Here is a 21,144-nt window from a genome sequence, read left to right as displayed (position 1 = left end):
CGATCATGAACAGCGCAGCAATCACTCAAGAGCAATTGGATCAACAGCTGAAGACCTGCGGCTGGCACATCGCGGCCACGCTGGGCCTGGGGCTGCTGGCCGTGCCGCTGGCCATCTACGGCCAGGGCAGCCTGGAGGCGGCGCGCCCCATCTTCCCCATCATCGACCAGAATTACGGCAGTTGGCAGGCCGGTTACCTGCTGGCCCTGCTCGTGCTGGGCCTGGTGTGGGCGCTCGCCATGCGGCAAAAAATCAACCATTTCCAGACCGGCATGCACAACCTGCGCACCCAGCGCCGCATCGACGAGCACAAGCAACTGCGCGCGCGGCAGGCCGAGGAAGCCCGCCAGGCGCGCGAGGCGGCACGGGCCGAGCAAGCGGCCCAGCCGCTGTTCCGGGCCGGCGCCCGCAGCAGCAAATTCGACTACTGACGCGCCCGGTTCAGGGCGTGCTCAGGTTCGAGTGGTTTTTTTCGCGGTCGAAGTTGAGGAACTTGAGCACCACGTCCGTCACATTGCTGTCGTAGGTCGAGCGCGCCGTGCGCTCTTCCTCGAACCAGCGGCGCTGTTCACCGGCCGTGGCGGGTGTGCGCCCTTCGTATGGCGACACGAACGGGGTCAGCACGTTGGAGCGGAAGGTTTCGCTGTTAAATTCCGCCCGCAACTGCGTGCACAGCCGGTAGTCGGACTTGATGCTGATGTGATAGCGGGGTGATTTCTTGATGCCGATGCCGCCTGCCGCGTCGGAAATGAAACCCTTTTCCACTGCTTCGGTGATCTGTTTCTGCTCCAGGTCGCTGCGCGCGGACCAGATCCCGTCGGGAATCTGGACATAGCATTTGTCCCTGAGGCCGCCAATCTGTATGAAATGCGCCATGCGTTTCTCCTTGCGCCGCACGCTTGCGGCGTGTTGTTGTGAGAGGAAAAGACGGACTGCGATTGCTGACCAGCTGTTGCGGATGGGCGGCCACTTGCCACCCCATCAGGGATTATAAAACTGCTATGACGCCGCCGTCTTGCGGCGATTCGGCAAGCTCAACGATCGGGTGCGCAAGTGTTGTTTTTTATGGAACTTCAGGCCGGGCGCCGCACGGACGCGTCGTCGCGCAACGCGAACGGCACCGCCCTGGCCCAGCGGTTGGACGACAGCGAGAACGTCAGCGCGCGCACCTGGTGATACCAGCCGGCCGGCACATACAGCATATCCCCGGGCTGGACCACGCACTCGACCATGGTCGCCTGGCGCGCCAGCGGGAAGCGCTCGAAGTCCGGCGCCTCCGGGTCGAACGGCGAACCGAACAGGATGGCGTTCGCTTCCTTGGGATAGAGGAATTCCTCATGGTGCGGCGGCGACAGGAAGATACGTTTGCTGCCCCATACCTGGGCGAAGATATTGTCGTCGTAGTCGCAATGGAGCGGCGTCACCGTACCGGCCGGGCCCACCCAGAAACGGGGTGGCCCCATCTTGTCGAAATAGGTGGGCCAGTGGCACAGGCGGTTCAGCTCGCGCAATTCCAGGTTGCCCAGGTAGGGCGGCAAGGCTTGCGTGCCGGCGGCCACCAGGTCCAGGTATTCCAGCATGGTCAGGTCGCGCATGGCGCGGTCCGGCGCGAACGCCGTGTTGATGTAGTCGCCCACGCGCGCGCGCACGGGGACGTGGCCGTAGCGTTCACGCAGGATGGACGGCAGCAGGCTGGTCAGCGGCCAGCGGTTGACGACGCCACTGATCAGGAACGGCAGGCCCAGCTCCGCCTGGGTCCGGAAGGCGGCCGCGTCGAGCAGGCCCAGGCGCGGCACTTCCGCGATGGTGGGCAGCGCGCGGGCGGCCAGCTTGATCGCGTCCCGCATGGCCTGGATCGACGTCACGCCGCGCACTTGCGCATCGCGTTCCTCCAGTACCTGTTTCCTGGCGATGGCAGCTTCCGGCGTGGCGGCGATGAACGCCGACCTGGGCGGCGGCAGGCGCCGCGTCACTGCGTTGTTTTCCTTGGACATAGACCTTCGTTCTCTTCCCGTTGCTTTCCTGTGCCGTGCGTGCCTGAGCACAAGCTGGCCGACAGTATACATGGGCGAACACCCCGGCAAACCTGTCCGGCCTGCCCTGCCGAGCAAAAAAAACCCACCGGCAAGGGTGGGTTGAATCCAATTCTTGGAGGAGTTGGAGGAGACAGGTGAAGTATGCTGCATCACAGCATATACGTCTAATTTTAAATTGTAATCAGTTGTATCACCGATGTGAATGTTATGGCGCGGCGGAGGCTCTCTCAACGCTTACCTTGATTGAGTGGAGCAACTGACACGCAAGAGCAAAAAAAAACCCACCGATGAGGGCGGGTTGAATCCAATTCTTGGAGGAGTTGGAGGAGACAGGCGAATTATGCTGCAACACAGCATATACGTCTAATTCTAATTTGTAATTAGTTGTATCACGAATGGATATATCAGAACGGTCGGCGCCTTGGGGCTGAGCGACTGGGCGCCGGACCAGCCGGCAGTCGGTGTGCTCGGCCCTTGGGATGTCCTTCGGCTTTCGCGACCGCTCTTCATCGAACATGTAGTGCAACTGGGAATTGTTGCTGGGAAATTTTTTTTTGGAGGCCGCTGGCCAGCGGACTGAGAATATGAGGTGAAGTGGCCGCGCGCCCCCGGCGCGCGAGGCTGGGCGCAAAGCGCCCAGCAGTCGGGCGATTCGGGGCGGGTTGGGCCGGTAGGCCCAAGCCCTTCGAATCCCACACGGGGAGCGCACTGGCGCTCCCCTCGCTTCCGCCAGGAAATAAAAAACCGCCTTGCGGCGGTTTCTTTATTTCCTGGCGGAAGCGGTGTCCGCCGATCTTACTATGAAAATTAAAAGATATTCCGCTCTACCCACACGGCTACCCCCACTTTAAGTTCAGCCCTGAAATGGACAATCACGCTTGGAGGCTTCGCGTCATTTCAAAAGTGCTTTAGCGACCTCAACCATTTTCATACGATTAGCCGGCATCATACGGTGGAATTCCACTATCAACCACGCCGCCTCATCATCCTTTGCATAGAAGTATGATTCAGGCACGTCAAGTACCTTGGCAATGCGCTCGACCATGGAAAAGTCTGGCTCATGCTTCGCCTTCTCGTACTGATTCATGCGTGCGCTCGACGACATTTCATCGATGCCGGCCAGCACGCCTAGCCGCTCCTGCGACAACCCCGCGCGGCAACGTGCCTCTTTCAACCGCTTGGCAAAAACCGACATTCTTAGCCCCTAAAGGCTAAGATAATCTGAGTATTTCGTTGACATCACACTAAGGAATACTTAGGATCGTGGGCGCCAACGCGCCACGCGTGACCACGACTATTTGAAAGACTCAACGATGAAACCCTACTACTTCCTCATCGCCGCAATCCTCGCGGGCTGCGCCTCCACCACCGGCGTCGTATCCGCCGGCAAGGACCAGTACATGATTGCCCGAGAGGACAACGGCCCGGCCTCGTCGCTGGGCGCCATCAAGGCCCAGGTATTCCAAGAGGCGGGTGCTTTCTGTGCTGGCCAAGGCAAGACCATGCAGATCATCCGGGAGAACGACGTACCTCGCTCGTTCGGCCAGTTCCCACAAACCAGCTTGCAGTTCACCTGCGTGTAGACATGTTAGATATCTTGCCACCAGAATCAACAGACGTCGAACGCGAGCGCCGCCTGCAATGGGCGCTGGCAGAAAGCGCCCGGAACCTATCGGTCGATGAGCGCTATATCCTGCGGCGCATGGCATCGGTAGTCGCGCAGTCCCCGGCTGCTGCCCGTGAACCGGCCGGCGCATTGATCACCATCCCTGTTGTCGAATTCGCGGCCCACGCTGGACTTACACCGAAGGTCGCGTTTCGCCGCCTTGATGTCGCAACTCACGCGTTGTTTGACCGCAGTGTCTGTTTGAATTTTGACGATGGCGCGACGTCGCACTTTGTATGGGCTGACAGTCTGACAAACGGGATTGAATACTTTGATTTGAGATTTTCCGGCACGTTCATCAGCTATCTGTTCACGGTGTTACGCAGTGACAGGGCCGGCGTACCCCGGGGCCTTCTCACATTCTCGGACTTGGTGTCTGCTCCGGCCGTACTCGACCGAGGCCAAAAAATGCCCTACGGCCTTCCTATTGTTCTAATTAGCCGCCTTAAGGCGCGCAAGAAACGCCCCAAGACAATGCCCATGTCCCGACTGCTTGTACGAGTCGCAAGGCGCTTGAAGAATGTCGTGAGCAAGGAGCGTCTCGATGACATATTTGATGTAATACATCGAACGTCACGCTGGCGTCGGATGGAAGACGCCAGATATTACAAGTTCACCCACCGGGATTTGGACGAGATGCATGACTGGATCGTCAAGAATATGGACAAGCCTGGCTTCTTTGACGAGTAGTCACTCCTGCAATGTGGCGGTACGATAGTACTATGACCAGCTACGCCAACCCAGCCGTCTACAAGTGCCCTGCCTGCCAGGGCCTTCTTCTTTGTGAACGACTTCGCTCCATGAATACCTCACGTTGTTGTTGTGCCCGGCACCAGCCGCGAGTGAGTAGGCCGCAGAGCCGCTCTGCGGCAGGACTACAATAAAGGACGCTATGAATCTATCCAAATTCTGTGCCGCGCTCGTCAGCGGCTTTGAAAATCTTCGGCGGAAGCTCCTTCGTCCGGTCAAGCGGGATTACGTCTGCATTACCTGTCGCATTCCAGTTGGCGGTAACGTCGCTGATGGCGCTGGCCAGGATGTCCTTGCTGATGCTCTTGCCGCAGCCGCCCGCGACTTTTGAATTGCTCCTTTTAAAGCCCATGGAAAACGCCGGCCTCGGTGCCCCCGCCGCTCAGACTCACATGAATCATGACGATAATGTCATCCCGCGCCGCATGGATGTTTCGAGCCATTTCAACTATGGCGGCAATGGCTTCGACAGGATGAAACTTGCTCGCATCGAGCGCGAAGCAAACAGGAACTGGTTGAGCAGGCTCCTCTGTCGGCTCTTCGACTGCTATCGTGAAGCCACGGATTAGCGCCAATACTGCATGACCAGCTTCCAAGACCCCGAAGTACGCAAGTGCCCGGGCTGCGAGGGCTTCTTCCTTCGCCAGCGACTGCGTACCATCAACTTCAGCGGGACCCGCGACTGGTCCGATGGAGCACCGACCGCGTGGTGGGCACAGTCGCCTCTGGTACGGTGTCGCGCCTGTGCCGCGATCTTCTGGCGCGAAGATACTGAAGTGGTCGGTGTGTTGCCATCTAAGCCATGGCCCATAGGGCGCTTGGCGCGCCTGTTGGCGCGCTGGCGTGATGACCCTCATGGTCGGCTCCGTGAAGAGCAAGAGTGGCTCCAGCTACCTGATGGTTGGAAGAGCGCCCAGAGCGCCGACAGCGCCGATTTCGAGGACGTGGCCTACGTGCTGGCCAGGTCCGAAGGATTGAGTCGCGACAGGCTCCTGTGGCTGCGTAGACGCATCTGGTGGACCCTGAACGACCGCTTCCGCGTCCGATCGGACGGGTCGCCGATCCCGAACGTGCCGACCATGCCCGAGGCCGATGAGTGGGCCAACATGCGGGCGATACTGGATTTGCTTGAGCAGGGCGAGATGCGGCCGGCCGACATGGTTGAAAAAGGCGAGTTGTTGCGCCTGCTGGGCCGCTTAAATGAGGCGGCGGCCGTGCTGAGGGCCGTGCAGCCGGATGGACATAGTGAGATCAGGGCGAGCTTGATCGAAAGGTTGGCGCGGCGTGGCGACACGCAGGTGCGGCCCTTGAGTGATGAAGTGCTGTGACGGATAAGCGCGACAGCGCTCTAGCTGAGTCGAATTTGGCCAAGGCACGTCCCGAAATTGACTGGCCGCCACGAGAGATACCAGCCCAGATTTATACCGGGAAAGTCCTCGATCACCCCATCGAGCTGAACGATGACTGGCGTGCCAGGTTGAGGGCCAAGGTCGCAGATTGGCTTCACAACCGCCTCGGATAAAGGATCAACGGGGAGCTGGTCTTGTCGGTTACTGCACCCTGTCCGGCAACGGGTCAATCAAGCGCTCGATCCGCTGCAGTCGCGCCAGGATCGCGGCGTCCTCCATCGATGCCAGGCCAATGACCATGTAATCGGCCGGCAGCAATGCAGGCACCTCGCCAGCAGGCGGGTGCCGCACAATGGGATGAACGGCTTCCGCCGCCTGGCAAATGCTACGTTTTCGCGGTCGCTGATCCCATAGCAAGCCAAAAAGGGCGATGGTCGGCATGGCCAGGATTACAGATAAAAAGAGAATTTCTATGATGTAGCTGCGGGTGGTTACGGTCCTGTAGAGCGTACGCCATTCAAGCAGGAATCGGCGGACATGTTTTTTCCTTCCAAAGAAGCGTTGAACGGACCGAGACCAATCGCCCTACATGGAGGTAGTTTATTTTTTACCGTAGTTGATGACGTCCTCTTCGATATCGCGCTGTAGCTTTTCGAGGCCATGCTTGATATCGTCCTCGCGAGTCCACTCCGACTCACGTTTTTCCTTCCACCATTTCTCATCGGCTTGCTTCGCGTCCGCATTTTTGGTGTCAAGGGAAGCCACGAAGAAGGCAAAGATGCCTACGGACGCGGCCAAGCTAATGATGGTAGCGATGAAGTCAATTACACCAAAAGTGTCAGAGCTAAACGGCATGGAGTCGATGTAGAGCACGACAAGGCCAAGCAGGCAGGCTCCCGCAAATGGCGACCAGGAGCTACTCGATTCATCGTTCCACGTCGCCTTCCACTCTATTCGCTTGGCGCGTGTATCGATCACATCGTAGCACACCCAGCCCAGCAGGAGGGTCCGCAAGACGAGGAGTACGTGACCTGTTCTGTGCGAGGAGTGTTGGAGGAGGATAATGCTGATCAACGCGAAGACAACTGCGAATATGCCGATGGCGATTACGCGACCGCCTTTGGTGTTCGCGAACGCAGGCGGCTGCAGTCCGGGCTCGAGCACCTTGTCGCAGTGATTTACGATTCCAAGCGTCTCGGCATACACTTTTTCATATGTCTGCCTAGCGGCAGCACTTTTCACCTTGTATTCCGGGCGTTGTTCGTTGAGCGCGAGAACGACAGGGGTCTTGCGCGCTTTATTCTCACTCATACCCGACTTCGTGAGTTCGGAAATCGTATCCTTGATTTTCTCGTCGAGGGCGGATTCCGCCCACTGGTTCATGACGTCCTGCAGGTCTTTGATTTCCTTCGAGCGGCGAGTACATTCCTGGCCTGCCGCGTGGCGAGCTTTCTGGAACGGCTCTTCGATTTCAGTGCGGCGCGCGATGAGTGGCGCAAGCTTGCATTCAGTTGTACCGATGTCGCGAACGAGGCGGTCGTACTGCTTGCCACTCGTGATGCCATTGTTCTTCATCAGTGCAAGCTGGCTTGCAAGCGGCGCGAGCTTGGCTTCGAGGGAGTGGATCGTCGAGGCGATGTTGCGCAGGGAACGGATGGTTTGCTTGGGATCGGGAAGGGTATTCATGTAACTCTCCTCAGTGTGCAGTCGTCAAGCCGCCAACACCCGGGCACGCAGCTTCACCAGCCAAGCTTGGGCATGCACTGAATCGGCGCACGGTCACCGCGGGTGGCGGCGGTTCGGAAAGAAGTCCAGTTCTTGATTTCACGAGCGTCAACTCACTAGTCCCCTATTTCGGACTCAAACATTTAGTTGTGAAAATGTTTTAAATATATAATAAAGTTGATTCATCTATCAAGATAATTCTTTGGAGGCGCTATGGTCAGTCCCTCGATCGTTTCGCTCGTGATCAACGGCGCGCTCGCCGCCATGCAAGTGAAAAACCACTTCGACGTCAAAAAACTCCAGACCGCAATCGCCCAACTTCTTGGCGAACTCCCGCTACAAGAAACCGAGGCTGACGCCGGAGAATTCACGCGCCTCTTGCATCTCCTGCGCAGCGAGCGCAGCGAGGCAGCCCAGAAGCACATTCTCGCGCTGATGGACCAGCTGGACGCCGCCGAGCGCAACGTCTTCCGGGCGCTCATGGCTGCGCGCCGCTCGCCCAACCACGCCGGTGTGGCCCAGCATAAATCCACGGCGGACTTCCAGGCACTAGATCGGGAGCGCCTGGACTTCCTGGCCGACCTGGCCGAGGTCGCCGCACACGACATGGATGAGGCGCTCATGTTTCTGCGCACCGGCGTCGGCATTACGCCCAAGCCCGGCGCGGCGGCAACCATGAAATGGTATGCAAGCCGCACGTCCACCTTTATCGCCGAGCGCGCGCCGCAGCTCATCGGCTGGATCAAGGCGGGCGCGCTCAAGACGCACGGCGCAGTCGTCGACACCACGCCGCGCAAGCAATCGCTCGCGAAGGTGTTCCTCGGCAAGCTACTGGTCGGCGGCATCGACGGCTCGGCCGCGACCTCGAACGAGATTCAATTCCTGAATCAACTCTTCGCGCAGAAGGCGAAGCAAGCAAACAAGGGGAGGTAAAGTGTCTGCACTCGGACTGGCAAATCGCGCCTACATCAACGTTTGGTTCGTCCTCGTCGGCTATGCGGGCCTGGTGCTCGTTGACGTCGGACTCAAGGCCATGGGCTGGCAAGGCGCGACGATCTTCATGCTGTTCGTCTTCCTCTTCCTCGCCTTCTTCGTGCTGTTGCAGCCGGCCATACTGTGCGCGGTCTTCATGATCGACGCGCTCGATTCCTGGTCGGTGCGCGGCGGCTGGAACGCAAGCAAGGTCTGGGTCACGAAGCAGGTGCCGGCAACGGTCTACCTGGTGATGATCATTCCACTCACGATCACCTTCCTCCCGATCGAGAAATATTTCGGACTCGCGGCGCTCGGCCTCATCGTCTACTGGGTGATCGAGATGGCAAGCATCCGCACGGACGCCAACCGCGGCCTCATCATTCTGCGCGCGATCTACTGGTGCATCTTTGGCTACCTCGTCTTCGCCGGTCTCTACGGTACCCATTGGGGTCAGAAGATCATCAACGAATCGCCGTCCGCGCAAAGACTACTTGCCATCAACAATCCCTTCGAAACATCGAAGGTGCAAGCGGAGTACGACGCGGTGATGAACGACGTCAAGGCGGCGCGGGCAGAAACGCTGGCGACATGTTTCGCCAACGGCATCGCGGACGCCAAGAAGAAAGGCCCGCTCACCGACCAGAAGATTATTGATCGTATTAAGCATGAATGCGAAGTGGAATCGGGGTACGTTGCTTCAACGCCGAACTCGATCCTCCTTCTCGACTCGCGCAATGCATGCCTCGTGCGCAATCACAAACTCCTCATGCGGCAAAATAGCGGCTACGAAATAACCGACAACACACTCGCGGGCGAAGTGCTCGATGGCTGCAAGGTAAACAAAAACTTCCTGCATCCGAGCCTTACAGAGACGCAGGATCAGGAAGAAAAACCTGTGAGCCTGGTTGCGCTAACAACCCACAACGAAGCCGCATCCGCCATGCTTCACGACTCACTCGACTTCGCGCGTAAAAATGAGGAGGACCAAAAGGTACGGGAAGAGGAACGTGTACGCAAAGACAAAGAGCGCGCCGAACGTATCGGCAGTTCTGAGAACATCCAAAAGTTCTATGCGGCGAAGCGTGAATTTCAACGTCTCGAAACCAACGTTCTCAACTGCGAAACGCAATCGTGCGCGACGAGCCAAATCGACGATTTTGTCGCCGCAGCTGCGGCGTATTCGGAGCGCGCCAAGTTCGTCAACCTCATCGGCGACTCCGGGTATGACCTCGGCATCGGTGCGCACGTTCGCAAGAACAAGTCGGAATATATTGTTCTCGCGACGTTGCGGGAGCGGTATCGTGCGACCAGTGACCGTGGCGCGCGCGAAGCGATCAGGGCTAACATCAACGACACCCTGCGGGAGTTGCATTTCTAGCTCTTTCAACGGCATCGTGCGAGATGCCGTTTTTTCACGTGCGCCCAGATTGGGTGTCAATCAGTTCGCCACCGGCGACGAAATGGACATAGTCAGCCGTTCACTTTGATGCTCGCGCGCTTGCACACGGATCTGAAGGTGTTCCCGCGAGCGCTGGAATGCACTTAGGGCATCACTTGCTATGACGAAACGGATGGCTTTCGATGTTCACCATGGCGCCGAGGAGCCTCAACCTACATAATTCGATTCGGCCTTTTACGCGCCATGTCCGCCGCCGAAAAAATTTTTACTTTTTCTATGGCGGAAAATTTTTGAGGGAATGACCGTTTTAGGGCTATGGGGCGGGGTGGTGCCTTCGGCCTCCCCCCATGGGTGGGGCCTTTTTTTCGGAAGCAATCTCGCTGGTGCAATCCTTTTGACTTTGTACTCCATAATAGTAGACTTGACTGATCGGGTGAAATTTCAGGAAAATTCGGGGGCACCGTGCAAATACGCAGACCCGACCCAGATCCGCCGCGTGAAGCAGACAAGACCAGCTGGCGAAGCCATGCACACGCTTCGTTGCACCGCGCTCCGTACACCATGGAAGAAATTGCCGCACGGGCAGATGCTGAATTCATCGGTTGGGGTAGGCGCGCGGCGGAAGAGCTAATCAAGACGCTGGGCCAGCACCGACGGTGATCCTCGGCGAAAAATATCTGCGCACAGCAGGTCACTTGGAATAGATGCCGACAGCTCCTGGACGGCCAAACACCTCATCCTCACGCGCTACCCGGCAATCGCTGCGGGTTGAGAAATATCAACTGCTCGCCAGTCGCTACTGCTACCCTTAATGCATCATCTGGAGCGAGCCATAGACAGTCCAATCCCAATCAAGTTTAACGTCGAAGTTCTATTTCATCGTGCAGCAGTACGCGCTGTGGAAACGGCCCTCACTGCGACACACGGCCTGTTCTATGCCCGCACCTTCTTGGAAGATTACGGCGTTGCCATCGACCGCGTAGTCAGGCAACGATTACACGGCCGCAGCGTGTCGCAAGTAGCGTTGGACTTGCATATCCTCAAGGAACTGCAGTTGTGCTTGTAGGCGGTGCTGGATGTCCCTCAAGTACAGATTGTTCACCCTGTGTTCGCGTCTTTCAAACTGCTATGCTGTATTTATGCAGGCAGCGCGCAGGTTGAGTACTAAACCGGCTGAGCATGGCTAGGCGCCGTAACTGAGGGGGTAATCATGACACATACACTGGCAGCCGTATTTGATAATCGTGCTGACGCAAACGGCGCCCGAGAGGCACTGATAGATGCCGGCTTTGATGTTAACTCCATTCAACTGAGCGATTCTGCTGCGGTCGCCGGCGCTGGGCAGCAATTCGATACTATCGTCGGCTCAAACGAAGCTGGCGAGGTCATCGCCGACAAGATTAGGCACTTTTTCAGTAGGTGCTTTGGCACCGACTACCGCGAACACAGCATCTATTCCGAGGCGATAAAGCGCGGGTGTTTGGTCTTGACCATCCAGGCAGATAGCCGCAAACAAGCCCGGAACGCGGCGGCTATAGTCGAAACCTTCAGACCGCTGGATATCAACCAACAACAGGCCCGGTGGGGGGCTGGCGGATGGGCTGGCGCCGAGACTGAGCAAGGCAGCGCTTTCATTCCCCCGCCGGACACGCGCTTGCAACAAAGTTCACCGCGACAGCAAGACCTGTCGCAAACAGCGCAAAGGGATGCGCAGGAAATGGCGCAGCCGATGCAGTCCGGGTCATCTGCTTCTCAACAGGGCACGCAGGAGGCGGGGGCGATGCAGCGTGCCGAGCCCGCAGCGGAGTCGCCGTCAAGCGAGCCTTCCCGGTTCGACAGCAGCAGAGGCTTGCCGCCCAATCAGGGCAGCTTGAGCATACAGCGTGGCGACAGTTTAGGAATCAGTGAGGATACTTACTTCCGCGCCCATTGGCTGGACACTTTTTCTTACGTTGGCGGTACGTATCAAGAGTATGACCCTGCATATCGCCACGGTGCATCGATGGCGAACCGCGCGACCTATCAAGGCAGCGCTTGGGAGGATGCCGAACCAGAATTACGCGAATCCTGGGAGCGCGATCATCCGGAATCACATTGGGATAAGTTCAAGGAGGCGGTTCATGCAGGCTGGGTGCGCATGACGAAATAGTTGCTAGATGCAGGTGCACGACGAATATGGTGTGAAGATGGTTGTCGCCGGTTTGCTCTTCCCGCTAGCTGAGGCCATAGCTTGGTGTGGCCCGCCACGGCTGGTCAGATGGCGTCTATGCAGATCATACTGTTAAGGAGTGGTCATCGCCTCAACATGCCGCCACGGCCCCCAATTCACCTTAGCGCTATCCCGCGAGCGCACATACGTTGCTTGGCCATCACGGCCGACGAAGCGTTGCACCGGCGATAAATCGCTTACGAGCATAGTCTGCAAAATTGTGCTTTTATACAAAGAGACAGCGTACATGCCGTTAAAACTGACTTCCGGCGAAATACTTGATGTCCGACTGTCGTGCGCCTCAAGAGCCAGCCATAGGCCAGTCAACAAATCTTGGTTCATTTCGTGCCCCGTTCAAGTAGGAGACTGTTGAACAAATAAGATTAGTAGCAAAAAACAAAATGCAGCGCTCGTCACAATACGCCTTACTCTTGGTCTGCTCGCACTCCACACCGTCAATTCACGCTGGCGGAATTTCAATATTGGCAACTAAAATCCAACAATACCATAACCGAGTACACTGAGGAAGCAATGATAGTAGGAGGCACACCATGCCAGAGATTGATCCCAGCAGTACGTTCCGTGGACTTCCATTGACGGCTGAGCAAGACGAAGAAATTAGACATTACATCCAACAGAGCAGGCAGTTTGGCGAGCAGCTGGACGTACTGGAATTAGAAGCCATGCTTAAGGACATGCTTGAGCCACCAAGCTATGACGACGAGCGATCTTTCGCCGCCGCCAGCATTCGTGAGGACGCTGAACGTGCACAGGCATTTATCGACGAGGCCATGGAGCCGATTGAGGCCAGCGAGGAGCGAAATGCCGCCATGGAATCTGAGGCTATGAAGCACCCTCAGCGCTGAAAATTCAAGGCATACGCGAGCGTTTGGTACGGCGACGTTACATGGCTGTATTAGCCCGCCAATAACTTTGCTGAAGGCTGCACCACCGACAGGACGGTCGCCCTGGAAACCCCATACATCCGCGCCAGTGCACTAACGCTTTCTTTGCGCTGATATGCAGCCATCATCGCTTCGCGCTGCTCTGGCGTCGTTTTAGAGGGTCTGCCTAGAGTCTTACCCTCAGCCTTGGCGCGGGCCAGCCCGGCTTGCGTCCTCTCCACGATCAGATCACGCTCCATCTCAGCCACGGCCGCCAGCATGGCCAACATCAGCTTGCCGGCGGGCGAGGTCAGGTCCAGCTTGCCGAGCTGTAGCACGACCACTTCAACCTGAAGCGCCCCCAGGGTTTTGATTGTCGCCAGCACGTCGGGGGCATCGCGCCCCAAGCGATCCAGCTTGGAGACAACCACAGTGTCCTTCGCGCGAAGTTTGCCCAGCAGGATGCCGAACTGCTTGCGCTGTGCCGCGTGTGCCTTGCCGCTCACAGTGTCGGCGTACCAATACTCGACCTTGTAGCCCGCCTGCTCGATCTCATGCTGCTGGTTATCTGCTGTTTGCTCTGCCGTAGAAACCCGCCCGTACCCGAATATCGCCATACCGCGCTCCTATTGTGTTGAAAAACGGTATAAATATAAATCAACATGTTGATTTATGTAAAGGCTAATTTTTCAACATCGCTAGAACAGCCCAGGGAAGGATGTTGGAAAACGGCCCTTTTTTTACGTCGGTTGAGACATAGCGCCAAGAGGGCGCAAATGTTACTCTGCTGACATACCAACTTTGTCTCAAAGTCACGCATGCAGCTCATCCACTCGATTGAAATAGCTTATTTCCGGTCCGTTTACAAGTTCCAATTGAGCGACCTGTCACATGTGAACGTGCTCTTTGGCAGGAACGACTCCGGCAAGAGCAACGTCTTGCGAGCACTGAACTTGTTTTTTGATGGAAAGACGAATCCGAATCAAGCTTTTGATTTTGCCCGAGACTTCAGCCATGCCCGACAAGCAGAAGCGATAGCAGCTGGGCGCGACGCAGATATCAGGAAATTTGTTTATGTAAAGATTACTTTTAATGCTCCGGCGAACTGGCGCGCGTCGCTAGGCGAGCGATTCTGGGTAAAAAAACAATGGAGTGTAACAACTGGCCCCGAGCCTCAGGTCACATCGTCGTTCGCTAACAGAAAGCAGATTTACTTAACTCGCTTCTTAAACAAGATCCGCTTCCATTACATTCCAGCGATCAAAGACCGTCGGATATTCGAGCATCTCCAAGCAGAAATATACCGCGTAGTATCACGTCAGAATGAGTTCCATGGATCGCTCGGGGAATTTGCGCAGGCTCTTCGTGACACCACTAACGACCTGACTGCCGGCTTGCGTGAAACGTTGGAAATTAATAGCGCGGTTTCTACGCCAAGTGATCTTACAGATTTGTTTAGATCGCTTGATTTTATAACCACTTCAGCAGCTGGCGACTCGTATAGCCTGACGCTCCAACGAGGCGATGGCATACAAGTGCGTCATATTCCCCCAATCCTAAATTTCTTATCTCACCACGGTACGGCTGATTTCAACATTTGGGGCTTTGAAGAACCGGAGAATTCTTTGGAACTCGCGAACGCGATCAAAGAAGCAGATACCCTGCGACACTTGGGGCGACAGGCCAATAAGCAGATTTTCTTGACCAGTCACAGTCCCGCGTTCTTTATGATGACCGGCGAGGATGTACGGCGCTTCTTCATATCACGGTCCGAGTCTCGTCATGATCGCCTTTCGTCTTCTGTGCGCCCGATTTCTGAGACAGGAGAGCCTCCCGAAGAGTTGATGGGAGAAACGCCTCACCTGCCAGTTATCAGCCGATACTTAGAAGCGGCCCACGCCGAGATACAGCGCCGCACCGCAGAGGCTGCCGTGTTAGCCGAGAAGGTCGTCCAACAAGCACTCCCAATAGTGTTTGTCGAAGGTGAGAGCGACAAATTAGTGTTTGAAAAAGCGTGGCAAATTCTGATCGGCGTACCATTGCAGGCCATTTTCCTGCCTGCTGGGGGGACCACAAAGATGGAGGGCCTAGGGAAGGACGGGGCGGTCTTTAGCAGGATAGCTCCTTTGCGAAAAGTCTTCGCGCTAGTCGACAATGACGCGGAGGGACGTACCGTATATTCCACCACCCGGTTGGCGCCAGGTGGTCGCTGGTACCAAAACAACTCCAACAAAGTACATTGGTGCAGGCTCCCTTTCGAGCCTGGCTTGGTGGCTACAATGCGTCATCTGCAAATCCCCGAATCAAAATGGCCTGGAAGTCTGGAAAACCTTTTTACACCTGCGCTCAGGGAACGTGCTGTGGAAGCCGGTGCGCTTGCACTGACGGGCTCACCTCATGCAGAACTATGCTCCCCAGAGTTAATCCCAAAAGTGACTCCTTATCTCGTTCGCCGGGAAGACTTGGGACATCATCATATTTTGACACCAACACCGGAAAGTAAAGTAACTTTTGCAGAGTGGGTAGTTACTTTAGCAGACGCGGAACCAGAGATCTTGGAGTCATTGCGCCCCCTGCTAGAACAACTACACAGATTATTGGAGGGGGCTACCTAATCGGTGCTGCGTAGCCTCACATCCCGCTTTTCACTTCTCCAATTGCAAAATACAGTGGGCCCATGACGTCTCATTTCGAGAAGGTCGAAATTGATTGCGTATGGTCAGAACCTTTTTATACAAGTAAGTGCGCAAGCTGCCGGCGCAGATCTGTGTAGTGAGCACCGGAAATGCCCGCCAAACGCCCCACCATGTGTCGATAGCGCTTGCGCCAAGTCCGAGGCGGCCGTGCTGGAATCGTGTCGCCTGGCCGACCTCCCATGCTGTCCAAGAGCTTGAAGCGCGCCAGCAGTGCCCAGTCGGTCGCCGTTGCCGAGGTGCAAATGTCGGCTGAAATCCCCTGTAACGGCTAGATCCGTCGAAAGTGTCAGAGTCTGACACTTAATTGCAAATTAGGCATCAAAACAAGCAGTGGGGTTGAATCACGCTACGCCGTGTCAGCTAGGCGCGCAAGCTGCTGGCGAATCTGCCCGTAGTGCATGCCCGTCAGGCCCGCCAAACGCCCCACCATGCGCCGATACCGCTTTCGCCAAGCCCGAGATGGCCGCGTAGGGATTGCGTCGCCTGGCTGGCCTCCCATACGGTCCAGCAGCTTGAAGCGGGCCAGACGAGCGCGGTCGGTCGCGTTCGCGGCCAACGTGCTGCGGTAGCGCAGCCCATGGCAGTGCCGGCAGGCCAGCTCGCCGCCACGCAGGTACAAGGTCTGGAAATCTCCTTCGTGCGCGCGAGGGCAAGTCAGGAGGGGGCGTAACCGGCCATTCAGGCAGCGCACGGTTGCGATCTCAGCGCACGCCGTCACGCCGCCAAACATCAGCGTCATGCGCTCGGCCTCCAGCATCACCAAGCCCGTCGTGCCCTGCCACGTCACCGCCAGCAGGCCGCTGCCGGTCTTCTTGGACGTGGCCAGCAGCGTGGCCAGATTCAGGCCCAGCGTGTCTTCGATGACCGGCACGCGGTCGAGCTTGGCTTTCTTCATTTTCGGGTACCTAAATAAAAAGCGAACCGGGCGTTGCTGCGCGGTTCGCTGGGTTGATGCTGGATATCGGCGGGGACTACGCTGGGACGGTGGCCATGTCGCCCTCGTAGATGATCAACGTGATGGGTTTATCCAGTGGGCCGCACGCTTTTTCGAGTTCGCCCAGCAGCCACTGCTTATGTTCGGGATCGACCGTTCTTGATGCGCTGCTGGACAGGTAGCCAATGGCGAATTGAATCGCCTTTACCAAGTCGAAGTTGTCGAGGTCACCTGCTTGGGAAAACGTGGTGTGCGCAAAGTCGTCATGCTTGCGCAGCGCCTCAAGGCCACAGACGAAGCCGAATTCATCGACCAATGCCTTGCCGTGGTTACGGCTGATGATCTTGCAGTTGACTACGGACGTCACGTGATTGTTAGATTTAGTATGCATTTGTAGTTCCAAAAAATTGTAGGTCGTGCCCTACAGGCATTACATCGCACCGACAGCAATTCGACCCGCCGGCGTAAATAAAAAAAATGTCCCGGTTTCCCGGTTCTTCCCGGTTTTATAAAAAGCGGGCCTTTCCGGGTGGCCCATCCCCTTCCCGGCTTTTCCCGCTCCCCCTATAAGGGGGAGGGGGAACCGGGACCGGGCGGCGGTGGTTAGTTGGGCTGCGCCCAGAGGTGAGTTTCGTCAGAGTAGATCAGTGACTTTTTGATCAGCCCTTCAATCGCCTCTTTTGCGCGCTGGTTTTTATGCTTTGCGTCCGTGTCGATAACGGCCGCTACGGCCTTTACAGCATCGCCTAGCGCCACGCGCACATCGACCTCGCCAATCCCATTGAAAAGGTCGTGCAGCGCGTCTAATGCGGTCTGCTGATTGGCCGACAGCGCCTTACTTTCGCGCAGCGCAAACGGCACGCCGACAGGAACGATTACGCATGAGGTGACCTCATCCCCCTCGTCGTCAATACCCAGCGTTACAACTTCGGCCCGGAACGAGTAAACAGCTCCAGTTGCATCGTCCTTGGATTTGGCGACGGTCCACGAAGGATTAGTGCCCGATTTGATAACGCCAATTGCGCCGTCCAAGGCCGCGAACAAGCTCGAATGACCACGGAGACCCTTCGTCTCATCCTTGCCAGTGTGGTGAACGAGAATGACCAAGCCATCAATCAGCTCCTGCAACTGCTTCGCTGCCGCCAGGATGGTGCCCATTTCCTTGGACGAATTTTCGTCCGTACCTGGAGTGGCACGATTGAGCGTGTCGAGAATGACGACGCCATTCATGCCGCCCACATGCCTGATCGCCTTGGCAAGCTGGTGTACGTCGTCGCCACCGACGAGGTGAACTGGTTGGACTACAAAGCGAAGCTGATCCGGCAATGGTTTACCGTGATGCTGGCTCCATGCCTTGGCCCGATTGTTCATGCCCGCCTCGCCTTCCAAGACGCAGTAGGTGACGGGGCAATGCATGACCCGCTTGCCAAACCACTCCGGCCCACCGCCAGCAATATGGGCCGCCAAGTCGAGCATCACGAAGGTCTTATAGCTTCCACTTGGACCGTACAATCCAGCCAGCCCTTTCTTTGGCAGTATCCCTCGAACGATCCATTCGAGCGGTGCCGCACGCGAAAGCTGTTCAGCGGTGAGCAATTTGTAGTGCAACGGTGGCGTCTGAACTTGCATCAGTAGGTCGCGCAGTGCATCGTTGCCATGCTCTTGCGCAAGATCGTTCGCGTCGTAGTTGTTCGCGGTCCCGGTCGGCATCTTGACCCATTCAGAGTCCAACTTATGAGCGATGGTTTCTGCTGGCCCCTCTTGGCCGCGATCTGGAACCAGAACGATTTTAGCGCTTGGATAAGCACGCGCAATGGCCTGCGCTACAGTTGTCATACGGCCCGCGCCGAAGGTGCACGCGGCAGGTGAGCCAGTGGCCTGCTGACACGCCCACGCCTGCCCGATTCCCTCAACAACGTAAATCGTACTGCCGTCACCGATGGAGCCAACGACGTGATACCCATCGTTGAAGGTGCCGCCCGGCATATTCAATTTGGGACCTTCCTGTGGGATGAACTGCAACGTTTGCAGCAATCCCGCCGACACGCAGGGAACTACCAGCCAGCCGGCCACATTCTGCCCCTGAATTACTAGTGCTGGCGCACCAACGGGATAGATGCGCAGCCCGTCGGCATTGCCGGCCTTCTTCTCGATGTAGGTATGTGTGGCCGGCGCGGGCACGCAGAGGTCCCAGATTTCTTGAGCCTTGGCGTTGAGGACTGGCGTCTCTGGCAAAGGTTCACGCGGTGGCGCTGGTGGAAGCATTGGCGACGTTCGTGGCCCACTACTGGACTGCGGACGCCACCCAGCAACACGCGCCGCATGGAACAACGTTGCGGGTGTGATGTCTCCGTTTTCGCTGATACCATTCCAGTCCGTGCGGCAGCGTCGTTCATTTTCAAAGCCCTCGCCGGAACTGCTCCAGGCGAGGAAATCTTCAAACGATACGCCAGCACGCTTTGCGGCAGTTGCCAGCTTGATCCAGTCCGACCGATCTACCGGCGGGAATAGATAATTCATCGCGTCTGTGGCCTCTTGTGGGTTGCACGCCAGACCCTGCCCCCGGAGGGGCGGGCCTGCCGGCAGGGAACGCGAAGCGCTCAATCCAGTCGGCAGGGTTTGCATTAGTGGGTGGCTCCAATTGGGGTGAGAGCGGCCGCCAACTGTTTTGCCGACCTGGCCTTAAGTTGTTTGCAGAACTCGTTCCGGACGTCAGCCAAGCGGTATGGGCGGCGGCACCCCGCATTGACCGTCAACCCGTCAAATGAGGTTTGCCCCTCAAAGCTCAGGTATCCCCATACGACCTCAAAATCGACGAAGGTGCCATGCAGCAGAAAATCAGTGGAAGGGATCTGATTCAGCTTAGTGTACTTGTGCCCATACTCGTCAACGAACCAGTCGCGGTTGTTGGCCAGCACTTCCAACTGATTGATGGAGAAGCACAGTGATTGCTGATAAATAGCTCCCATAGATTGATTCTTGCGCTTGAAGCTGAAAATGTCGTTTGGCTTTAATCCCAGGAAAGCGGCGCAGATCGGAACAGGGACGATAGGCAAATCGCGCATAACGCGATCCTTGGCGAACAACGTCATCGGGGCCTCTTCCAGCAAGTCGAAACCAGCGTGAGGGTGTGTAATCCCGGCCTCAATTTGTTGCCACTCCCGTTCACAGAAATCTGCGATCGCATTCGTCTTAGCTTGAGCTTCCGCCAATAATTGGCGCCCTTGGGCAATTTGAGTCAAGAAGCTGGAATCAGAATGAACGGTCGAGGACAATACGAGAGATGTGGTAGTCATTGTTATTACTTTCAGGTTATGGTTGGTTGCCGAAATTTCGGCGTGAGTTGGCCCCTGGCAGCGAGGCCATATTTGCAAAACACGCGGGCGTACCCGCAAGGAAAAATGAGTTAGTGCGTCGTGTCTGGCGGCGCGGTGCTCAGCACCTTGACGCCGATGACGCGGGATCGTGGGTAGCCGTCATGCTGGAACTGCGGCCCGGTGTGTAGCTCAACGCGGGCGCCGTACAGCTCGGCTGGGGCGGAAAATTTGAAACGGCGTTTTTGGGCGAAATGCTGCACTGCCGATGCTGGCAGCTCGAAGACTCCCCATGGCTTCGACGGCAGGAGCGGGAACACCACATTTAGTTGCAGCGTGCTGCCATACAGCGAGGCGTGTATGATCGTTGCCGTAGAAATGCCCTCGATGGGCTGGTAGCCGTAGGCGCGGTGCCACAGTTGGGCAGCGGCTACCTTTGGCGGTTCGACGGCAGCCAGTGCGCGAGTTAGGTAATCCCAGGCGCCGGTGATGAAGGTGACGGCGCTCATGCTTCCACTCCGCTTTGCAGATTAGCTACCAGCGCCCGAATATCTTCGACGCGCCACATCGTCAGGCGTGGACCACTCTTTACAGACTGTGGAAAACGACCTGACTTTACACCTGCCCACCAGCAAGATTTTTTCACCGGAATGATAGGTTCGATTGGTGGTACAGCAGTAGGATCACCAATGATCTGCTTGAGGCGCAGGAAGCCTAATTGAGAGATTGCGTTCATGTGTATCGATGTCGTTAGGAACATGTGCATTCTGGATCATCGTGGCTCATGATGGAATCCCGCTGCCGGGAGCGGGAGGAGGAGCTACCAGCGGCGGGTGAAGCCTTTAAGGATCAAACAATTAGTTAATTTTTCCCGCTCGCTCACGCTTCCAACTCGTCATCCAATTACGAATCGTCTTCAATTGTGCCGCGACCTCACGTGTTTCAAAGACAGCCGCTGCAGCTTTGTCCATCGTCAGGTAGTCGGGCATATTTTTATCGCACCAGTCGTATACGTGCGCACGGTCTGCACGATTGTCTTTGTGAATTGCATTGTTCCCCTGCGTAGACATTCTCATGCTTTGAGGTAGCCTGACATTTTCGGACACTTCCATTTGATAAACTTGTCAAAGGGAGTGAAATCATGAGATCAACAACATACACGCCGGAATTCCGGGCCGAGGCGGTCAAACTGGTGCTGGCACAAGGG

At 56.8% G+C, this 21,144-nt stretch carries 24 protein-coding genes; 10 read left to right on the top strand and 14 right to left on the bottom strand.

Features of this window, described 5'->3' with window-relative positions:
- Positions 1-5 precede the first annotated feature (5 nt).
- A complete protein-coding gene (locus tag H3H39_RS06615; RefSeq protein ID WP_182152594.1) occupies positions 6-431 on the top strand; it encodes a hypothetical protein in 426 nt (141 codons plus the stop codon).
- 10 nt (positions 432-441) lie between these two features.
- Here the strand turns inward: H3H39_RS06615 and H3H39_RS06610 are convergent, their stop codons facing one another.
- The 3 genes from H3H39_RS06610 to H3H39_RS06600 form a co-directional block, all read right to left on the bottom strand.
- Complete coding sequence (locus H3H39_RS06610; RefSeq protein WP_182152593.1) at positions 442-876, bottom strand: hypothetical protein; 435 nt, start codon at positions 874-876, stop codon at positions 442-444.
- A gap of 197 nt (positions 877-1,073) precedes the next feature.
- Entirely contained in the window at positions 1,074-1,994 is a 921-nt protein-coding gene (locus H3H39_RS06605; RefSeq protein ID WP_182152592.1) for a cupin-like domain-containing protein, read from the bottom strand.
- 934 nt (positions 1,995-2,928) lie between these two features.
- Complete coding sequence (locus tag H3H39_RS06600; protein ID WP_182152591.1) at positions 2,929-3,231, bottom strand: helix-turn-helix domain-containing protein; 303 nt, start codon at positions 3,229-3,231, stop codon at positions 2,929-2,931.
- Between the two features lie 118 nt (positions 3,232-3,349).
- Between H3H39_RS06600 and H3H39_RS06595 the strand changes: the two genes are divergently transcribed.
- From H3H39_RS06595 to H3H39_RS06580, 4 genes are all read left to right on the top strand, one after another.
- Positions 3,350-3,619, top strand: a complete 270-nt coding sequence (locus H3H39_RS06595) for a hypothetical protein (RefSeq protein WP_182152590.1) — start codon at positions 3,350-3,352, stop codon at positions 3,617-3,619.
- Between the two features lie 2 nt (positions 3,620-3,621).
- The gene (locus H3H39_RS06590) at positions 3,622-4,392 is read left to right on the top strand and encodes a RepB family plasmid replication initiator protein (protein WP_182152589.1); all 771 of its coding nucleotides are present in this window, start codon (positions 3,622-3,624) and stop codon (positions 4,390-4,392) included.
- A gap of 242 nt (positions 4,393-4,634) precedes the next feature.
- On the top strand, positions 4,635-5,021 hold the full coding sequence (locus H3H39_RS06585) for a hypothetical protein (RefSeq protein ID WP_182152588.1): 387 nt from the start codon (positions 4,635-4,637) through the stop codon (positions 5,019-5,021).
- A gap of 12 nt (positions 5,022-5,033) precedes the next feature.
- Positions 5,034-5,780, top strand: a complete 747-nt coding sequence (locus tag H3H39_RS06580) for a hypothetical protein (RefSeq protein WP_182152587.1) — start codon at positions 5,034-5,036, stop codon at positions 5,778-5,780.
- Between the two features lie 222 nt (positions 5,781-6,002).
- Here the strand turns inward: H3H39_RS06580 and H3H39_RS06575 are convergent, their stop codons facing one another.
- Together H3H39_RS06575 and H3H39_RS06570 are read right to left on the bottom strand one after the other, a co-directional pair.
- The gene (locus tag H3H39_RS06575; RefSeq protein ID WP_182152586.1) at positions 6,003-6,242 is read right to left on the bottom strand and encodes a hypothetical protein; all 240 of its coding nucleotides are present in this window, start codon (positions 6,240-6,242) and stop codon (positions 6,003-6,005) included.
- Between the two features lie 159 nt (positions 6,243-6,401).
- Positions 6,402-7,487, bottom strand: a complete 1,086-nt coding sequence (locus H3H39_RS06570; RefSeq protein ID WP_182152585.1) for a hypothetical protein — start codon at positions 7,485-7,487, stop codon at positions 6,402-6,404.
- 252 nt (positions 7,488-7,739) lie between these two features.
- Between H3H39_RS06570 and H3H39_RS06565 the strand changes: the two genes are divergently transcribed.
- From H3H39_RS06565 to H3H39_RS06555, 3 genes are all read left to right on the top strand, one after another.
- The gene (locus H3H39_RS06565; protein WP_182152584.1) at positions 7,740-8,459 is read left to right on the top strand and encodes a hypothetical protein; all 720 of its coding nucleotides are present in this window, start codon (positions 7,740-7,742) and stop codon (positions 8,457-8,459) included.
- Between the two features lies 1 nt (position 8,460).
- Entirely contained in the window at positions 8,461-9,879 is a 1,419-nt protein-coding gene (locus H3H39_RS06560) for a hypothetical protein (RefSeq protein ID WP_182152583.1), read from the top strand.
- Between the two features lie 1,231 nt (positions 9,880-11,110).
- On the top strand, positions 11,111-12,049 hold the full coding sequence (locus H3H39_RS06555) for a hypothetical protein (RefSeq protein ID WP_182152582.1): 939 nt from the start codon (positions 11,111-11,113) through the stop codon (positions 12,047-12,049).
- A 132-nt stretch (positions 12,050-12,181) separates the two neighbouring features.
- Here the strand turns inward: H3H39_RS06555 and H3H39_RS06550 are convergent, their stop codons facing one another.
- On the bottom strand, positions 12,182-12,451 hold the full coding sequence (locus tag H3H39_RS06550; RefSeq protein WP_182152581.1) for a hypothetical protein: 270 nt from the start codon (positions 12,449-12,451) through the stop codon (positions 12,182-12,184).
- Between the two features lie 209 nt (positions 12,452-12,660).
- On the opposite strand from H3H39_RS06550, the gene H3H39_RS06545 reads away from it, so the two are divergent.
- Entirely contained in the window at positions 12,661-12,975 is a 315-nt protein-coding gene (locus H3H39_RS06545) for a hypothetical protein (RefSeq protein WP_182152580.1), read from the top strand.
- Positions 12,976-13,025: 50 nt separating this feature from the next.
- Here H3H39_RS06545 and H3H39_RS06540 read toward each other — a convergent pair whose 3' ends face one another.
- Entirely contained in the window at positions 13,026-13,610 is a 585-nt protein-coding gene (locus H3H39_RS06540; protein WP_182152579.1) for a recombinase family protein, read from the bottom strand.
- A 201-nt stretch (positions 13,611-13,811) separates the two neighbouring features.
- Here H3H39_RS06540 and H3H39_RS06535 point away from each other — a divergent pair, with 201 nt between their 5' ends.
- A complete protein-coding gene (locus tag H3H39_RS06535) occupies positions 13,812-15,608 on the top strand; it encodes an AAA family ATPase (RefSeq protein ID WP_182152578.1) in 1,797 nt (598 codons plus the stop codon).
- A 427-nt stretch (positions 15,609-16,035) separates the two neighbouring features.
- On the opposite strand, the gene H3H39_RS06530 is transcribed toward H3H39_RS06535, so the two are convergent.
- From H3H39_RS06530 to H3H39_RS06500, 7 genes are all read right to left on the bottom strand, one after another.
- Positions 16,036-16,584 carry a hypothetical protein gene (locus tag H3H39_RS06530; RefSeq protein ID WP_182152577.1) on the bottom strand — a complete coding sequence of 183 codons (549 nt, stop codon included), beginning with the start codon at positions 16,582-16,584 and terminating at the stop codon, positions 16,036-16,038.
- A 76-nt stretch (positions 16,585-16,660) separates the two neighbouring features.
- Positions 16,661-17,014, bottom strand: coding sequence for a hypothetical protein (locus tag H3H39_RS06525; RefSeq protein WP_182152576.1), 354 nt, complete (start codon positions 17,012-17,014; stop codon positions 16,661-16,663).
- A 212-nt stretch (positions 17,015-17,226) separates the two neighbouring features.
- A complete protein-coding gene (locus tag H3H39_RS06520; RefSeq protein ID WP_182152575.1) occupies positions 17,227-19,248 on the bottom strand; it encodes an AAA family ATPase in 2,022 nt (673 codons plus the stop codon).
- Complete coding sequence (locus H3H39_RS06515; protein ID WP_182152574.1) at positions 19,248-19,919, bottom strand: hypothetical protein; 672 nt, start codon at positions 19,917-19,919, stop codon at positions 19,248-19,250. The genes H3H39_RS06520 and H3H39_RS06515 overlap by 1 nt, the downstream gene beginning before the upstream one ends.
- 110 nt (positions 19,920-20,029) lie before the next feature.
- On the bottom strand, positions 20,030-20,446 hold the full coding sequence (locus tag H3H39_RS06510; protein WP_182152573.1) for a hypothetical protein: 417 nt from the start codon (positions 20,444-20,446) through the stop codon (positions 20,030-20,032).
- On the bottom strand, positions 20,443-20,673 hold the full coding sequence (locus tag H3H39_RS06505; RefSeq protein ID WP_182152572.1) for a helix-turn-helix transcriptional regulator: 231 nt from the start codon (positions 20,671-20,673) through the stop codon (positions 20,443-20,445). The genes H3H39_RS06510 and H3H39_RS06505 overlap by 4 nt, the downstream gene beginning before the upstream one ends.
- 121 nt (positions 20,674-20,794) lie before the next feature.
- Entirely contained in the window at positions 20,795-21,049 is a 255-nt protein-coding gene (locus tag H3H39_RS06500) for a hypothetical protein (protein WP_182152571.1), read from the bottom strand.
- Between the last annotated feature and the right edge of the window lie 95 nt (positions 21,050-21,144).

Origin of the sequence: Rugamonas apoptosis, from assembly GCF_014042355.1 — a bacterium.
Lineage (GTDB): Bacteria > Pseudomonadota > Gammaproteobacteria > Burkholderiales > Burkholderiaceae_D > Rugamonas > Rugamonas apoptosis.
This window is presented reverse-complemented; position numbering and strand designations above follow the sequence as displayed.

Bases quoted from the DNA above. Each gene is read 5' to 3' on its own strand.
- H3H39_RS06580 (WP_182152587.1), top strand. From the start codon at position 5,034: ATGACCAGCTTCCAAGACCCCGAAGTACGCAAGTGCCCGGGCTGCGAG.
- H3H39_RS06590 (WP_182152589.1), top strand. From the start codon at position 3,622: ATGTTAGATATCTTGCCACCAGAATCAACAGACGTCGAACGCGAGCGC.
- H3H39_RS06515 (WP_182152574.1), bottom strand. From the start codon at position 19,919: ATGACTACCACATCTCTCGTATTGTCCTCGACCGTTCATTCTGATTCC.
- H3H39_RS06525 (WP_182152576.1), bottom strand. From the start codon at position 17,014: ATGCATACTAAATCTAACAATCACGTGACGTCCGTAGTCAACTGCAAG.
- H3H39_RS06595 (WP_182152590.1), top strand. From the start codon at position 3,350: ATGAAACCCTACTACTTCCTCATCGCCGCAATCCTCGCGGGCTGCGCC.
- H3H39_RS06500 (WP_182152571.1), bottom strand. From the start codon at position 21,049: ATGGAAGTGTCCGAAAATGTCAGGCTACCTCAAAGCATGAGAATGTCT.
- H3H39_RS06540 (WP_182152579.1), bottom strand. From the start codon at position 13,610: ATGGCGATATTCGGGTACGGGCGGGTTTCTACGGCAGAGCAAACAGCA.
- H3H39_RS06615 (WP_182152594.1), top strand. From the start codon at position 6: ATGAACAGCGCAGCAATCACTCAAGAGCAATTGGATCAACAGCTGAAG.
- H3H39_RS06600 (WP_182152591.1), bottom strand. From the start codon at position 3,231: ATGTCGGTTTTTGCCAAGCGGTTGAAAGAGGCACGTTGCCGCGCGGGG.
- H3H39_RS06565 (WP_182152584.1), top strand. From the start codon at position 7,740: ATGGTCAGTCCCTCGATCGTTTCGCTCGTGATCAACGGCGCGCTCGCC.
- H3H39_RS06555 (WP_182152582.1), top strand. From the start codon at position 11,111: ATGACACATACACTGGCAGCCGTATTTGATAATCGTGCTGACGCAAAC.
- H3H39_RS06530 (WP_182152577.1), bottom strand. From the start codon at position 16,584: ATGAAGAAAGCCAAGCTCGACCGCGTGCCGGTCATCGAAGACACGCTG.
- H3H39_RS06575 (WP_182152586.1), bottom strand. From the start codon at position 6,242: ATGCCGACCATCGCCCTTTTTGGCTTGCTATGGGATCAGCGACCGCGA.
- H3H39_RS06520 (WP_182152575.1), bottom strand. From the start codon at position 19,248: ATGCAAACCCTGCCGACTGGATTGAGCGCTTCGCGTTCCCTGCCGGCA.
- H3H39_RS06570 (WP_182152585.1), bottom strand. From the start codon at position 7,487: ATGAATACCCTTCCCGATCCCAAGCAAACCATCCGTTCCCTGCGCAAC.
- H3H39_RS06535 (WP_182152578.1), top strand. From the start codon at position 13,812: ATGCAGCTCATCCACTCGATTGAAATAGCTTATTTCCGGTCCGTTTAC.
- H3H39_RS06505 (WP_182152572.1), bottom strand. From the start codon at position 20,673: ATGAACGCAATCTCTCAATTAGGCTTCCTGCGCCTCAAGCAGATCATT.
- H3H39_RS06605 (WP_182152592.1), bottom strand. From the start codon at position 1,994: ATGTCCAAGGAAAACAACGCAGTGACGCGGCGCCTGCCGCCGCCCAGG.
- H3H39_RS06545 (WP_182152580.1), top strand. From the start codon at position 12,661: ATGCCAGAGATTGATCCCAGCAGTACGTTCCGTGGACTTCCATTGACG.
- H3H39_RS06550 (WP_182152581.1), bottom strand. From the start codon at position 12,451: ATGAACCAAGATTTGTTGACTGGCCTATGGCTGGCTCTTGAGGCGCAC.
- H3H39_RS06610 (WP_182152593.1), bottom strand. From the start codon at position 876: ATGGCGCATTTCATACAGATTGGCGGCCTCAGGGACAAATGCTATGTC.
- H3H39_RS06510 (WP_182152573.1), bottom strand. From the start codon at position 20,446: ATGAGCGCCGTCACCTTCATCACCGGCGCCTGGGATTACCTAACTCGC.